This window comes from Micromonospora sp. C41 (assembly GCF_018070485.1).
Classification (GTDB): Bacteria; Actinomycetota; Actinomycetes; order Mycobacteriales; family Micromonosporaceae; genus Micromonospora; species Micromonospora chalcea.
In genome coordinates this window covers 1-15,649 of record NZ_JAGPXP010000001.1, presented here as the reverse complement: position 1 = coordinate 15,649, position 15,649 = coordinate 1, and the positions used below count along the sequence as shown (strand labels likewise).

General features: G+C 76.6%; 4 protein-coding genes. 1 reads left to right on the top strand and 3 read right to left on the bottom strand.

From position 1 onward, the window contains the following. The first annotated feature begins 88 nt into the window (after positions 1 to 88). Complete coding sequence (locus tag KBX43_RS00020) at positions 89 to 850, top strand: thioesterase II family protein (protein WP_069088790.1); 762 nt, start codon at positions 89 to 91, stop codon at positions 848 to 850. A 70-nt stretch (positions 851 to 920) separates the two neighbouring features. Here KBX43_RS00020 and KBX43_RS00015 read toward each other — a convergent pair whose 3' ends face one another. The 3 genes from KBX43_RS00015 to KBX43_RS00005 all read right to left on the bottom strand — a co-directional run. Further along, on the bottom strand, positions 921 to 1,808 hold the full coding sequence (locus tag KBX43_RS00015) for a class I SAM-dependent methyltransferase (protein WP_043329884.1): 888 nt from the start codon (positions 1,806 to 1,808) through the stop codon (positions 921 to 923). A 29-nt stretch (positions 1,809 to 1,837) separates the two neighbouring features. Beyond that, positions 1,838 to 3,400: a bifunctional 3-(3-hydroxy-phenyl)propionate/3-hydroxycinnamic acid hydroxylase gene (locus tag KBX43_RS00010; RefSeq protein WP_210882085.1), complete on the bottom strand. Its 1,563-nt coding sequence runs from the start codon at positions 3,398 to 3,400 to the stop codon at positions 1,838 to 1,840. Between the two features lie 70 nt (positions 3,401 to 3,470). After that, positions 3,471 to 15,649, bottom strand: a 12,179-nt coding sequence (locus KBX43_RS00005) for a type I polyketide synthase (RefSeq protein WP_210882083.1), incomplete at its 5' end; no start/stop codon positions are given.

Sequence of the window (15,649 nt, the reverse complement as noted above, 5' to 3'; positions counted from 1 at the left end):
CGGTCCCGACCCGTCGCACTAGCGTCGCCTCGACCGGGTCCGCGCCGATCCGGTCGGCAACCGCAGCCGCCGGAAGGACCACCAGAGGATGACGACGCCAGATACCGACAACGGCTTGTGGGTGCGACGCTTCCACCCCGCTCCGGGCGGCGCGAGGCGGTTGGTGTGCCTGCCCCACGCCGGCGGGTCGGCAAGCTTCTACTTCCCGGTGTCCCGCGCTCTCTCCCCCGCCGTGGAGGTGCTGTCGATCCAGTACCCGGGACGGCAGGACCGGCGCCACGAGAAGTGCATCGGCGACATCCACGACCTCGCGCGCGAGGTGTTCACAGTGCTTCGGCCCTGGCGGGACGAGCCGCTGGCCATCTTCGGGCACAGCATGGGGGCCAGCCTCGGCTTCGAACTCGCCCGGCTCATCGAGCAGGACGGCGGCAGCGTCGCGCACCTGTTCGCCTCCGGGCGCCGGGCGCCGTCGAAGTCACGGCACGAGACGGTGCACCTGCTCGACGACGAGGGGCTGCTGGCCGACGTCCGGAAGCTGAGCGGCACCAACTCCGCCGTCCTCGGGGATCCGGAGATGCTACGCGCCGCGTTGCCGGCGATCCGCAACGACTACCGGGCCGCCGAGCGGTACACCTACCGGCCGGGGCCGCCGCTGAGCTGCCCGATCACCGTCCTCACCGGTGCCGACGACCCGAAGACGACTGTCGAGGAGGCCCGGGCGTGGTCGGACCACACCACCGCGGCGTTCGACCTGAAGGTCTACCCGGGCGGGCACTTCTTCCTCGCCGAGCACCAGCCGGCGATCCTGCGGGCCATCTCGACGGCACTGAGCGCGGCGCCGGCGGTCTGATCCCACCGGACGAGGGGCCCGTCCGCCGGTCGTCACGACCGGTCGGCGGGCCCCTCGTCCGTGCGCGGTGTCACCGCTTGTGGCCGACCGCGATCACGTAGTCCATCTGCGCCAGCTCACGCTTCATGAGGTCCTGGTTCTTCCAGTGGGCCGCCATGCTCTTGCGGACGGCCGGCTTGACGACGGCCCGGAACGCGGGGTCGTTGGTCCGCTCGGCCATGTACGCCCGCCAGCCCTCCCAGGTCTGCTCCTTGATCGAGCGGACCTCCGGGTTGGCGAAGCCGGCCTCGACCAACTGCTGCCGGTACGTGTCCCGGTCGTGCCAGTTCTCCTTCGGGATGCTGAACTTGACGAAACTCAGCGGGCCGGACTGGATGGCGGCGCGGACGACGTCGCCGCTGACCGGGATGATGTCGGCCGTGGCGAGCACGCCGCCCGGGCGCAGCACCCGCAGCGCCTCGGCGAAGAACGCGCTGCGCGGGTAGAAGTGGAAGGCGGACTCCAGGGCGACGACCCGGTCGAAGGTGTTGTCCTCGAAGGGCAGTTCGGTGGCGCTGCCGAGCCGGAAGTCGGTCCGGTCCGCGAGCCCCTCCTCCTGCGCCCGGCGCTGTGCCGCCTCGACGTGGTGCGGGGTGATGTTCAGGCCGTACACCTTGGCGACCTGGCGCTCCCGCAGCCACTTGAAGTCCTGGTCCCCGTAGCCGAAGCCGACGTCGAGCACGGTGTCGTCGGGCTTGAGCCCGGCGGCGTCGGCCAGCTTGTCGGCCAGCGCGTCGGCGGCCGTGTCGATGTCGGTGACCCCGTCGGACCAGTAGCCCACGTTCATGTAGTGGGTACGGCGGGCCGCGAACTCCACGTCGGGTGACTGGATCTCGTAGAAGCGCCGGACCCGGGTGATGGGGTCGGCGGTGAAGACCGTGCGGATCGCCCGGCCGGCGATCTTCAGGTTCTCGAACATGTCGGTTCCTTCCGGTGGGTGGATGCCGATCAGCCGCGCCGGATCTGCCGGCGCAGATCCTCGACGAGCGCGGGCACGACGGCCGGGTCGGCGGCGGTGCCGAAGACGTAGAAGTCGGGCCGGACGAGCACCGCCACCGCGTCGTACCGCTTGAGGTGGGGCAGATACACGTCGTCGAGGTCGAAGGCCGTCGGCGCGGCGCCGGATCCGGGTACGGGCGCGCCGGCGGGAACGATCCGGACGACCCGCGTGCCGAGCGTGTCCAGGAAGGCCCGGGCGTCGGCGTCGAGCAGGTCGTCGGGGTCCTCGGCGCAGAGCAGGACGAAGCCGGTGCCGACGACCTCGTCGAAGAGCCCGGCGCGGCCGTCGACCTCGACGCGGCCCTGCGGCATCGGGGCGCCGGCGGCCTCGCAGCCGCTGTGCAGGATCCCGCCGGACAGGGGCTCCAGCAGGGACCGGGTGCGCGGGCGGGCGGTACGCCGGCGCAGCTCGGCGAGCATCGCGGCGTCGCGGCCGGCCGCGGCGGCGCGGTCGGTCTCGCAGATCACCGTGCCCGAGTCCATGGACATCCGGATGGCGTGCTGCACGTGCGCGCAGCGCTCCTCCTGGTAGGTGTCCAGCAGGGCCTCGTCGGCGAGGCCGCGGTGCACCAGGTCGAGCTTCCAGGCGAGGTTGAGGGCGTCGCGGAAGCCCGAACTCATCCCCTGCCCCATGAACGGCGGCATCACGTGCGCCGCGTCGCCGGCGAGCAGGATCCGCCCGGAACGCCAGCGCCCGGCCGAGCATGCCTGGGTGGTGTAGACGCCGTACCGCTCCAGGGTGGCGTTGTCGGGGGTGATGTCGAAGAGGCCGAGCAGCCGCCACACGTTGGCGGCGCTCTCGAACTCCTCGCGGCTCTCCCCCGGCACCCGCATGAACTCCCACCGCCGGTGCCCAGGGCCGGCCGACACGGCCGTGCGGGGCCGCGCCGGGTCGCAGACCTGCAGGTTGTTCGGCTTGAACTCGCGGGCCTCGTGCGGGACCACGTCGCAGACCAGCCAGTCGTACGTGAAGCCGAGGTCGGTGACGCCGCTGCCCAGGTGCTCCCGCACGAAGCTGTTGGCCCCGTCGCAGCCGATGACCCAGCGGGCCGCGCGGACCTCCTCGCTGTCCGGGCCGGCGATGGTCACCTCGACCCGGTCGTCGTGCTCGACCAGGCCCGTCACCTGGTACGGGCGCAGCACCGTTACACCTGGCAGCTCCGCGCCCCGCTCGGCGAGCAGCGCCTCCAGTCCCGGCTGGTAGAACGAGACCGAGTCGGGCCAGCCCATCGGGCCGTTGCCGGTGACCTTGACGTGCAGCAGGGTCCGGCCGAAGCCGTTCTTGAAGGTGTACTCGCCGGACGACTCCACCACCGGCCCGAGGCGGTCGGCGACGCCGGCGGCGGCCAGGACACGGCTCGCCTCCCCGTCGTACGACACCGCGCGGGGGAAGTTGTAGGGAGTGGCCCACCGCTCGACCGCCGTGACGGTGAGCCCTCGCTGCGCCAGCAGGATCGTGAGCATCTCACCGACGGGGCCGTAGCCCACGATCAGGACGTCGGTCGTCAGCATCGGTATCGGTTCCTCAGGGGTCGGTCGGACACGGGGTCGGCTTGCGGCGGGCGGGGCGGCCGGACGGCCATCAGATGCCGAGTTCGGAGTCGATGAGGTCGAACAGGTCGTCGTCGCTGGCCAGTTCGAGATCGAGGTCGGGATCGCCGCCCGTGCCGGCGCGCATCGTCCGCCACTTGGCGATCAGCACCTCCAGGCGCGACCCGATCTGGTCGTGCAGCTCCGGTTCCACAGTGGCCTCGGTCAGCGAGCGCTCCAGGTTCTCCAGGTCCGCGAGGACCGGCGGGGCCGCCGGTCCGGTGTCCGGCGCCAGCTCGGACACCAGGTACGTGGCCAGCTCGTTCGGATCCGGGTAGTCGAAGATCAGCGTGGCCGGCAGGCGCAGGCCGGTGGCCGTGGTCAGCCGGTTGCGCAGCTCGACGGCGGTCAGCGAGTCGAAGCCGATCTGGCTGAACGCCCGGCCCGGGGCCACCGCCACCCGGCTGCCGTGCCCGAGCACGCTCGCCGCCTGCTCGCGTACCAGGTCGACCACGAGGGTGTGGCGCTCGGGCCCGTCCAGCGCCGCCAGCTCGTCGGCGAGCGTGCGCCCGCCGCCGGCCGGGGTGGCCGCCCGCGCCGTCGGCCGCTCCCGGCGCAGCAGCCCGCGCAGCAGCGCCGGGGGCCGCTCGGCCCGCTCGCCGAGCGCGGCGACGTCGATCCTCGTCGGCACCAGCACCGGCTCGGCCAGCCGCAGGCCCGCGTCGAACAGGGCCATCCCCAGCTCGGACGGGATGGCGAGCTGCCCGTCACGGGCGGTGATCCGGGGATCGGTCCGGTCCAGCTTGGCGGTCATCTCGCTGGCCTGCTCCCACAGCCCCCAGGCGAACGACCGGCCCGGCAGCCCCTGCGCACGGCGGGCCAGGGCGAGCGCGTCGAGGAACGCGTTGGCCGCCGCGTAGTTGGCCTGACCGGGGACGCCGAAGACTCCGGCGCCGGAGGAGAAGAGCACGAACCCGGCGAGGTCGAGGTGGCGGGTGAGCTCGTGCAGGTGCCACGCGGCGTCGAGCTTCGGCGCGAAGACCGTGTCGACGCGCTGCGGGGTGAGGGCGGTGACCACCCCGTCGTCGAGCACCCCGGCGAGGTGCACGACGGCGGTCAACGGGTGCCGCTCCGGTACCGCCGCCAGCACCCCGGCGAGGTTGTCGCGGTCGGACACGTCGGCAGCCACCACCGTGGCCTCGGCCCCCAGGGCCCGCAGTTCGTCGAGCGCCTCGGTCGCGCCGGGGGCCCGCTCGCCGCGGCGGCTGACCAGCAGCAGCCGCCGTACGCCGTGCGTCTCGACCAGCCGCCGGGCGACCAGCCGGCCCAGGGTCCCGGTGCCGCCGGTCAGCAGCACCGTGCCGTCGGGGTTCCACGCCCGGGGCATGGTGAGCACCACCTTGCCGACGTGCCGGGCCTGGCTGACGTGCCGGAACGCCTCCGGCGCCTGGCGGACGTCCCACACCTGGGTGGGCAGCGGGGTGAGCGTCCCCCGTTCGAAGAGCCCCAGCAGAACGACCAGCATGCGCTGCACCTCGTCGGGCTCCTGCAGGGTCAGGTCGAAGGCGGTGTAGGCCACCCCCGGATGGTCGACGGCGACGCGGGCGGCGTCGCGGATGTCGGTCTTGCCCATCTCCACGAACCGCCCGCCGCGCGGCAGCAGCCGCAGCGAGGCGTCGACGAACTCGCGGGCCAGCGAGTCCAGCACGACGTCCACGCCCCGGCCGCCGGTGGCGTCGGTGAAGCGGGTCTCGAAGTCGAGGGTCCGGGACGAGGCCAGGTGCTCCTCGTCGAGACCGAGCGCGCGCAGGGCGTCCCACTTGGCGGGGCTGGCGGTGGCGTACACCTCGGCCCCGAGGTGGCGGGCGAGCTGCACGGCGGCCATGCCGACGCCGCCGGCCGCCGCGTGCACCAGCACCGACTCGCCCCGGGTGAGCCCGGCCAGGTTGACCAGCCCGTGGTACGCGGTCAGGAAGACCACCGGCACGGACGCGGCCTCGACGTACGACCAGCCGGCCGGCATCGGGGCCAGCAGGCGGCGGTCGGTGACCGCGACGGGTCCGAAGCAGCCCACGAAGACACCGAAGACGCGGTCGCCGGGGCGCAGGTCGGTCACCTCGGCGCCGACCTCGACGACCTCGCCGGCGCCCTCTCCGCCGAGCGGGCCCGCGTCGCCCGGGTAGAGACCGAGCGCGTTGAGCACGTCGCGGAAGTTGAGGCCGGCGGCGCGGACGCGGACCCGGACCTCGCGGGGGCCGAGCGCGGCGTCGGCGGCGTCGGTGGCGACCAGGGTGAGGTTCTCCAGGCTGCCGCGCACCGGCGCGTCCAGCCGCCACGCGGCGGCGGGCGGTGCGGGCAGCTCGCCGGCCGACCCGGCCCGCGCCAGCCGCGGCACGTACGCCGCGCCGACCCGGATCGCGGCCTGCGGCTCGTCCGCCGCCAGGAGGGCGGCCACCTCGTCCGGGCCGATCCCGTCGCCGTCGACGTCGACGACGACGATCTGGCCCGGGTTCTCCGACTGGGCGGAGCGCACCAGGCCCCACGCCGCCGCGGCGGCCGGGTCGGTCACCTCGCCGGCGTGGTGCACGGCCACCGCGCCCCGGGTCACCAGCAGCAGCCGCGACGCCGCCCAGCGGGGCTCGGTGAGCCAGCGCCGGACCAGGTCGAGGGCCTGCACGGCGGCATGGCGCGCCGCGCGGGGGGTGGGCTGCGCGGGGTGCGCGCCGAGCGGCACGAGCACCACCCCGGGCAGGGCCAGTCCGGCTTCCACCGCGTCGGCGAGCCCGTCCAGCCCGTGGTGCAGCGGGAACCCGTCCAGGCCGGGGGCGACGGCCACGGCGTCGACCGGGGTGGCCGTCTCGACGGGCGGCAGCGGCGTCCAGTCGACGCGGAACAGGGCGTCGCGGGTGGCCCGGTCGTCGGTGACGGCCAGCTCGGTGGTGGAGATCGGGCGCATCGTCAGGTCGGCCACCTCGGCCACCGGGGCGCCGGTCGGATCGGCGACGGTCAGCGCGATGGCGTGCGGCCCGACCCGGGTCAGCCGTACCCGCAGGGCGGTGGCCCCGGTGGCGTGCAGGCTGACGCCGTTCCAGGCGAACGGCAGCAGGAGCTGGCCGGCCCCGGCCCCGGCGAGACCGCCGAAGTGCGCGGCGTGCAGGGCGGCGTCGAACAGGGCGGGGTGCAGGCCGTACCGGTCGGCGTCGACCCGCTGGGCCGCCGGCAGCTCCACCTCGGCGTAGACCTCGTCGCCGCCGGTCCACACCGCGCGCAGGCCCTGGAACGCCGGCCCGTACGCGTACCCGTCGGCTTCCAGGCCGGCGTAGAAGCCGGTCAGGTCGACGGGCCGGGTGTCGGGCGGCGGCCAGGCGGTGAGCTGCGGCGACACCGCGGGCTGGTCGGCGCGGAGGGTGGCGCTGGCGTGCCGGGTCCACGGCTGTCCCGCCGGCGCGTCGGCGGGCCGGGAGTGCACGGTCACCGGCCGGCGTCCGTCGCCGGCGCCCGCGCCGACCGCCACCTGCACCTGCGTCGCGCCGTCGGCGGGCAGGGTCAGCGGGGCCTCGATGACCAGCTCGTCGAGGAACGGGTGGCCGACCTCGTCGCCGGCGCGCAGGCAGAACTCCACCAGGCCGGTGCCGGGCACCAGCACGCTGCCGGTGACCCGGTGGTCGGCCAGCCACGGCTGCGCGTCGGCCGACAGCCGCCCGGTGAACAGGTGGCCCCTCGTCTCGGCCAGCACGACCGACGCGCCGAGCAGCGGATGACCGGCGGCGTCCAGACCGGCGGCGCCGACGTCGCCGGGGCCGGAGACCGGCCGGGGCCAGTAGCGGCGGTGGGCGAACGCGTACGTGGGCAGGTCGACGCGCCGGCCGCCGGCCAGTGCGGGCCGCCAGTCCACCGCGACCCCGGACACGTGGAGCTGGGCCAGGGAGAGCAGGAACCGCTCCCGGCCGCCCTGGTCGCGTTGCACCGAGCCGACCACCACGGCATCGCCGTCGTGGTCGGCGAGGGTCTCCTCCACGCCGACGGTGAGCACCGGGTGGGGGCTGCACTCGACGTACGCGTCGTGGCCCTCGGCGGCCAGCGCGCGGATCGCCCGTTCCAGCTCGACGGGCCGGCGCAGGTTGCGGTACCAGTAGTCGGGCCCCATCTCCTCGCCGTCGAGCCAGCGCAGGTCGGTGGTGGAGAACAGCGGCACGGCGGCCGGGCCGGGGGCGATGCCGGCCAGCACCTCGGCCAGCTCGTCGCGGATGCGTTCCACCTGGGCGGAGTGGGAGGCGTAGTCGACGGCGATGCGCCGCACCCGGGCCTGCTCGCCGGCCAGCTCGGCGAGCAGTTCCTCGACCGCCTCCGGCTCGCCGGAGACCACGACGGCGGCCGGCCCGTTCACGGCGGCGACCGAGATCCGCTCACCGAAGCGGGCGATCCGATCACGGACCGTGTCGGCCGGCAGCGCGACGGAGGCCATCGCCCCGTGCCCGGCCAGAGCCCGTAGCGCGCGGCTGCGCAGCGCCACCACCCGGGCCGCGTCGGGCAGGGAGAGCACCCCGGCGACGCAGGCGGCGGCGATCTCGCCCTGGGAGTGGCCGACCACGGCGGCCGGCTGCACGCCGTACGAGCGCCACAGCTCGGCCAGCGACACCATCATCGCGAACAGGGCGGGCTGCACGACGTCGACCTCGTCGAGGCCGGGCGCGCCCGGCGCCTGGCGCAGCACGTCCAGCAGCGACCAGTCCAGGTACGGCCGCAGCGCCGCGTCGCAGGCCGCCATGCGTTCGGCGAACACGGGGGCCTGGTCGAGCAGGTCCAACCCCATGCCGAGCCACTGGGAGCCCTGCCCGGGGAAGACGAAGACGCACCGGCCGGTGGGCCGCGCCTCGCCGCGCGTGACCGCCGGGTCGGGCCGGCCCTCGACGAGCGCGTCGAGGGCGTCGGCGACCCGCTGCGCGGACGCGGCCACCAGCACCGCTCGGGAGTCGAAGGCGCCCCGGCTGGTGGCCAGCGACCACGCCACGTCGAGGGGCCGCTGGTCGGGCCGGGCGGCGAGGTGCTCCCGCAGCCGCCGCGCCTGGCCGGCGAGCGCCTGCGGGGTACGCGCCGACAGCAGCCACGGCAGCGCGCGCTCCTGCGGCGGCTCGGATTCGGCGGCCTCCGGCGGCGCCTCGGCGACCGACTCGACGATCACGTGGGCGTTGGTGCCGCTGATGCCGAACGACGAGACGCCGGCGCGCACCGGCCGGTCCGCCGCCGGCCACGGGCGGGCCTCGGTGAGCAGCTGCACCGCTCCCGAGTCCCAGTCGATCCGCGAGCTGCGGCGCTCGGCGTGCAGGGTGCGGGGCAGCCGCCCGTGCCGCATGGCGAGGACCATCTTGAGCACGCCGGCGACGCCGGCGTGCTCAAGATGGTCCTCGCCGTTCGACTTGACCGAGCCGAGCAGCACCGGCGCGGCGCCGGCCGGGCGCTGCCCGTACGTGGCGAGAATCGCCTCCGCCTCGATGGGGTCGCCGAGTGACGTGCCGGTGCCGTGCGCCTCCACCACGTCCACGTCGGCGGCACTCAGCCCGGCGGCGCCCAGCGCGGCCTTGATGACCCGTTCCTGCGACGGCCCGTTCGGGGCGGTCAGCCCGTTCGACGCGCCGTCGGAGTTGACCGCCGAGCCGCGCACGACGGCCAGCACGGGGTGGCCCCGGCGGCGGGCCTCGGAGAGCCGCTCCACCACCAGCATCCCGACGCCCTCGGACATGCCGAAGCCGTCGGCGTCCTCGGCGAACGCCTTGCACCGCCCGTCGGCGGCGAGACCGCGCTGGCGGCTGAAGCCGGTCAGCCCGGCCGGGGTGGACATCACCGACACCCCACCGGCCAGCGCCAGGTCGCAGTCGCCCTGGCGCAGCGCCTGGACGGCCAGGTGCAGCGCCACCAGCGACGCCGAGCAGGCGGTGTCGACGGTGACAGCCGGCCCCTCCAGCCCGAGCGCGTACGCGACCCGGCCGGAGAGGACGCTGCCGGCGGTGCCGGTCAGCAGGTGCCCCTCGTCGGCGGTGACCTCGCCGTCGTCGGAGACGACACCGGGGGCGACCCGGTCGGCGTAGTCCTGCCCGTGGGTGCCGGCGAAGACGCCGGTGCGGCTGCCCCGCAGGGTGGCCGGGTCGATGCCACCGCGTTCCAGCGCCTCCCAGGAGGTCTCCAGCAGCAGCCGGTGCTGCGGATCCATGGCGAGGGCCTCGCGGGGGCTGATGCCGAAGAACTCGGCGTCGAAGTCGGCGATGCCGGTGAGGAACCCGCCGGAGCGCACGTACGTCCGGCCGGGCGTGCCGGGCACCGGGTCGTGGAGGTCGGCCAGCGGCCAGCCCCGGTCGTCGGGCAGGTCGCCGATGACGTCGTCGCCCGCGTCGAGCAGCCGCCACAGCTCCTCCGGGGAACCGATCCCGCCGGGGAAGCGGCAGGCCATCGCGACGATGGCGACCGGCTCGTCCAGGGCGACGGTGCTCGCGTCGGCGACCTCGGTGGCGGCGGTGCCGAGCAGCCGGGCGTGCATGTGCGCGGCGAGCAACTCGGGTGTGGGGTGGTTGAACACGGCGTGCGGGGCGAGCCGGACCCCGGTGACGGCGGTGAGCCGGTTGCTCAGCTCGACGGCCATCAGCGAGTCGAAACCGAGGTCCCTGAACGGGCGACGCGGCTCGACCTGCTCGGGGCCGGTGTGCCCGACCACTGTGGCGCACCGGGCGCGTACGAGGTCCAGCAGCAGTTCGGCGCGCTCGGGCTCGGCGAGTTCGGCCAGCCGGTCGGCGAAGCCCTTCGCGGCGGCGGGCGCGGAGGCGGCGTTGACCGCCCGGCGGGGCGGCGGGGGCAGCAGCGCCCGCAGCAGGGCGGGCACCTCGCCGGAGGTCCGTACGGCGGCCAGGTCGAGCCCGATCGGCACGAGCGCCGGCCGGTTCACGTGCAGGGCGGCGTCGAACAGCGCCAGCCCGGCGGCCGTGTCGAGGGGGCGGGTGCCGCCGCGGGCGAGCCGGGCCAGGTCGGCGGGGCTGAGCCGGCCGGCCATCCCGTCCTCGGCGGCCCACAGCCCCCAGGCCAGGGCGCTCGCCGGCCGGCCCTGGGCACGGCGGTGCGCGGCGAGCGCGTCGAGGAACGCGTTGCCGGCCGCGTAGTTGCCCTGGCCGGGGCTGCCGAAGGTGGCGGCGGCCGAGGAGAAGAGCACGAACGCGGCCAGGTCGAGGCCGGCGGTGAGCTCGTGCAGGTGCCAGGCGCCGTGCACCTTGGCGCGCAGGGTCCGGGCCCAGCGGGCCGGGTCGAGGTCGGTGAGCAGGGCGTCGTCGGTGGCCCCGGCGGCGTGCACGACGGCGACGAGCCGGTCGGCCAGCGGGGCGACGACCTCGGCGAGCGCCGCCCGGTCGGCGACGTCGGCCGCGACCACCCGCACCGTGACGCCGGCGTCGGTCAGCGCGGTCGTCCAGTCGCCGGCCCGGCCGCTGCGGCTGACCAGCACCAGTTCGGTGACGCCGTGCGCGGTGGCGAGGTGGGTGGCGACGTGCCGGCCGATCCCGCCGGTGCCGCCGGTGAGGAGCACGGTGCCGCCGGCCAGGGCCGCGAGCGGCGCGCCGGCCGGGGGCCGCTCGACGGGGCGGAGGCGGGGCAGCAGTGCGCGGCCGTCGCGGACGGCCACCTCGGGTTCGTCGTCGGCGGCGGCCAGCGCCGAACGGATGGCGGCGTCGTCGGTGGTGTCGAGGCTGAGCAGGAGGAAACGGTCGGGCTGCTCGGCCTGGGCGACGCGGAGCAGCCCGGCCACGGGGGCGTGCACCGGGTCGCCGTCGCGCACGGCGAGGGCCAGGCGGGTGGTCTCCGCGCGGGGGTCGGCCAGCCAGGTCTGGAGCACGTCGAGCACGGCGAGGCCGACGGCGTGCGCCCGGTCGGGCACCGGCCGGCCCGGCTCGCCGTCGCCGACCCGCAGCACCAGCAGCGGCGGCAGCGGCCCGTCCGGCGGCGTGCCGTCGGCGAGCGTCCAGGAGGGCGCCGGGGTCGCCGGGAACGCGGCGGGCAGCCAGTCGACGGCGTACAGCCCGGCGGGGGTGGCCGCCGGCGCCGGCGGGTCGGCGGGCGGCAGGTCCACCGGCCGCAGCACCACCCGGTCGGCGTCGAGCACGGGCCCGCCCGCGTCGTCGACGGCGCTCAGCGTCACCGCGTCCGCCCCGGCGGGGGCCAGGCAGACGCGCAGCGCGTGCGCCCCGACGGCGTGGCGGCGCACGCCCGCCCACTCGGTGGGCAGCAGCCGGGCGGTGGGCCCGGCGTCGGCGACCGACGCGAAGCCGGCGAGCGGGAGCAGGCGCAGGGCCGCGTCCAGCACCAGCGGGTGCACGCCGTACCGCTCGGCGTCCGGGTCCCGGGCGTCGTCGGGCAGGCGTACGTCGACGTAGAGCCGGTCGGCGGCGACCCACGCGGCACGGGCCAGCTCCCCGGCCGGCGCGCGGTGCGGCGGGGCGCTCAGGTCCACCGGCCGGGCCCCGGCAGGTGGCGAGGCGGGGGCGAGGGCGCCCCGGCCGCTCTCCGGGTCGTCGGGTGCGAGCACGGCCTCGGCGACCTCCCGCCAGGGCAGCCCCTCGCCGGCCCGGACGTGACAGTGCGCCACCCGGCGTCCGTGCTCGTCCGGCGCGCCCACGTCGATCTGCACCTCGAGGGTTGCCTCGGCGGGCAGCGGAACCGGCTCGGGCACGCGCAGCCGCCGCACGCTCGGGGCGCCGAGCCGGTCGCCGAGGTGGGTGAGCATGTCCAGCAGGGCGGTGGCGGGCAGCAGCGGCGCCGTGCCGTCGCCGGGCGCGGCCAGCCACGGCGAGGTGGCCGTGGCGATCTGCCCGGTGCAGACCACCTGCCCGGTGCCGGCGACCGCCAGCAGGCCGCCGAGCAGCGGATGCCCTGCGTCGGCCAGTCCGGCGCCGACGGGACCGCCGGCGCCGGTGGGAGCGGGCAGCCAGTAGTGCCGGCGCTGGAAGGCGTACGTGGGCAGGTCGACGCGGCGGTGCGGGCCGGGGCCGGCGAGGGCGGCACGGTCCACCGCGACGCCCCGCACGTGCAGCCGCGCCACGGCGGCGAGCAGCGCCTCGGCCTCGCCCGCGGTGCCCCGTACGGCGGGGACGAAGGCCAACTCGTCGGCCTCGGCGACGAGGCAGTCCTGGGCCATCGCGGTGAGCACACCGGCCGGGCCGATCTCCAGGAAGGTGGTGACGCCCTGCCCGTGCAGGGCCCGTACGCCGTCGTGGAAGCGGACGGTGCCCCGCACGTGCGCCACCCAGTGCTCGGGCGAGCAGAGCCGGGCCGGGTCGACGGGGTGGCCGGTCAGGTTGGACACCACCGGCAGGTGCGGGGTGCGGTACGTGAGGCCGGCCGCGACCGCGCGGAACTCGTCGAGCATCGGGTCCATGCGCGGCGAGTGGAACGCGTGCGACACCCGCAGCCGGCTGGTGCGGCGCCCGGCCGCGCGCAGGGTGTCCGCGACGGCCAGCACCGCGTCGGTGTCGCCGGACAGGACGACGCTGGTGGGACCGTTGACGGCGGCGAGGCCCACCCGGTCGGTCAGGTGCGCGGCGACCTCGGCCTCGTCGGCCTCGACGGCGACCATCGCGCCCCCGGCGGGCAGCTGCTGCATCAGCCGGGCGCGGGCGGCGACCAGCGCCGCCGCGTCGGCGAGGGAGAACACCCCGGCCACGTGCGCGGCGGCAAGCTCGCCGACGGAGTGGCCGAGCACCGCGTCGGGGCGGACCCCCCAGTGCTCCAGGAGGCGGTAGAGCGCCACCTCGAAGGCGAACAGGCCAGGCTGGGTGTACAGGGTCTCGTCGAGCAGTTCGGCCGGTGCGGTGCCCTCGGCCGCGAGGACGACGTCCGCGACGGGGAGCGGGGCGTGGCCGGCGAGGCAGCGGTCGAGTTCGGCGCAGGCCGCGTCGAAGGCGGCCGCGAAGACGGGGTACGCCGCGTGCAGCTCGTGGCCCATGCCGGCGCGCTGGCCGCCCTGCCCACCGAAGAGCAGGCCGAGTCGGCCGTCGACGACCCGGCCGGTCAGCACGCCCGGCAGGTCCGGGTCCGGTCCGCCGCGGGCCAGCGCGCCGAGCCCGGTCCGGGCGGACTCCGCGTCGCCCACCAGCACCACGGCCCGGTGTTCGAGAGCGGCGCGGGTGGTGGCGAGGGCGTGCCCGGTGTCGGCCGGGTCGGCGTGCGCCCCCGGCCCGTCGAGCCAGGCCAGCAGGCGGGCCGCCTGGTCACGCAGCGCCTCGCCGGAGGCAGCCGCGAGCAGCCACGGTACGGGCGGCCGAGCGGTGGCGGGCGGCGACTGCCGGGCGGCGTCCCCGGCGGCGGTCGGCGGATCGGCGGGGGCCTCGACGATGACGTGGGCGTTGGTGCCGCTGATGCCGAACGACGAGACGCCGGCCCGGCGGGGCCGGCGTACGTCGGGCCACGGGCGGGCCTCGGTGAGCACCTCGACCGCGCCGGCGGACCAGTCCACCTCGGACGTCGGGGCGTCCACGTGCAGGGTGCGCGGCAGTGTCCCGTGCCGCATCGCGAGCACCATCTTGATCACCCCGGCGGCCCCGGCGGCGGCCTGGGTGTGGCCGAGGTTGGACTTCAGCGAGCCCAGCCGCAGCGGTTCGGCGTCACCGCGGCCCACCCCGTACGTGGCGAGCAGCGCCTGCGCCTCGATCGGGTCGCCGAGGGACGTGCCGGTGCCGTGCGCCTCGACGGCGTCCACGTCGGCGGTGGAGAGCCCGGCCGCGTCCAGCGCCCGGCGGATGACCCGCTCCTGGGCGGGCCCGTTGGGGGCGGTCAGCCCGTTGGACGCGCCGTCGGAGTTGACGGCGGAGCCGCGCAGCACGGCGAGGACGGGGTGCCCGTGCCGGCGGGCGTCGGAGAGCCGTTCCAGCAGCAGCACGGCGACGCCCTCGGACCAGCCGGTTCCGTCGGCGCCGTCGGCGAACGCCTTGCACCGGCCGTCCGGGGCGAGCCCGCGCTGCCGGCTGAACTCCACGAACGCCTGCGGGGTGCCCATCACCGCCACGCCGCCGGCCACGGCGAGCGAGCAGTCCCCGGCGCGCAGGGCCTGGGCGGCAAGGTGCAGCGCCACCAGCGACGACGAGCACGCCGTGTCGACGGTGACAGCCGGCCCCTCCAGCCCCAGCGCGTACGCGACCCGGCCGGAGACGACGCTGCCGGCGGTGCCGACGCCGAGGTAGCCCTCGGTGCCGGGCGGCGCCTGGCGCAGGTTCGCGGCGTAGTCGTGGTGCATGACGCCGGTGAAGACGCCCGTGGCGCTGCCGCGCAGCGAGGTGGGGTCGATGCCGGCCCGCTCGAACAGTTCCCAGGACGTCTCCAGCAGCAGCCGCTGCTGCGGGTCCATGGCGAGCGCCTCGCGCGGGCTGATCGCGAACAGGGTGGCGTCGAAGTCCGCGGCGCCGGTGAGGAAGCCGCCCACCCGGGCGTACGAGGTGCCGGGGCGGTCGGGGTCGTCGGAGAACAGGTTCGCCAGGTCCCAGCCCCGGTCCGTGGGGAACTCCGTGAGCCCTTCCCGGCCCTGGTCGACCAGCTCCCACAGCTCCGCGGGGGAGGCGACGCCGCCGGGGAGCCGGCAGGCCATGGCGACGACGGCCACCGGATCGTCCCCGGTGGACGGCGTCACCGCCGGGTCCGTCGTGGGAGCGGCCTGCGCGGCGGCACCGCGCAGCCGGGCGGCGAGGTGCCGGGCGAGGGCCTGGGGGCTGGGCCGGTCGAACGCGGCCGTGGCGGAGAGCCGTACCCCGGTGGCCCGGGCCAGCCGGTCGCGCAACGCGACCGCCGCGACCGAGGTGAAGCCGAGTTCCTTGAAGGCGCGGCCGGGGCGGACCGCGGCCGGGCCGGGCAGCCCGGCCACCTGGGCGGTGGCGGCGCGGACCAGGTCGAGCAGGAGCCGGTCCCCCTCGGCGGTGGTGAGCCCGGCCAGCCGGCGGCGCAGCTCGGCGGCGTCCCGGTCGTCCGTGGCGTCGCCGGGCTCGGCCACGGGCCCGCGCCAGGCGGGGTGCGCGGCGTCGGCGTGGCCCGCCGGGCGGGCGAGCACGACCAGGTCGGCGCCGTCGTGGGCCACGTCGAACGCGGCGAGGTCGGCACGGACGGCCGCCGACGCGGTGCCCGCTGCGGGTCCGGTCGCCGCCGGCCCGCGCTCGGCGGGCGCGGTCGTGCCGACGAGCCGGGCCGGGTGACCGGCGGCCCGGCGGCGGGTGG

Excerpts from the sequence above, each read along its gene's own strand:
- KBX43_RS00020 (WP_069088790.1), top strand. The coding sequence starts at position 89 with ATGACGACGCCAGATACCGACAACGGCTTGTGGGTGCGACGCTTCCAC.
- KBX43_RS00015 (WP_043329884.1), bottom strand. The coding sequence starts at position 1,808 with ATGTTCGAGAACCTGAAGATCGCCGGCCGGGCGATCCGCACGGTCTTC.
- KBX43_RS00010 (WP_210882085.1), bottom strand. The coding sequence starts at position 3,400 with ATGCTGACGACCGACGTCCTGATCGTGGGCTACGGCCCCGTCGGTGAG.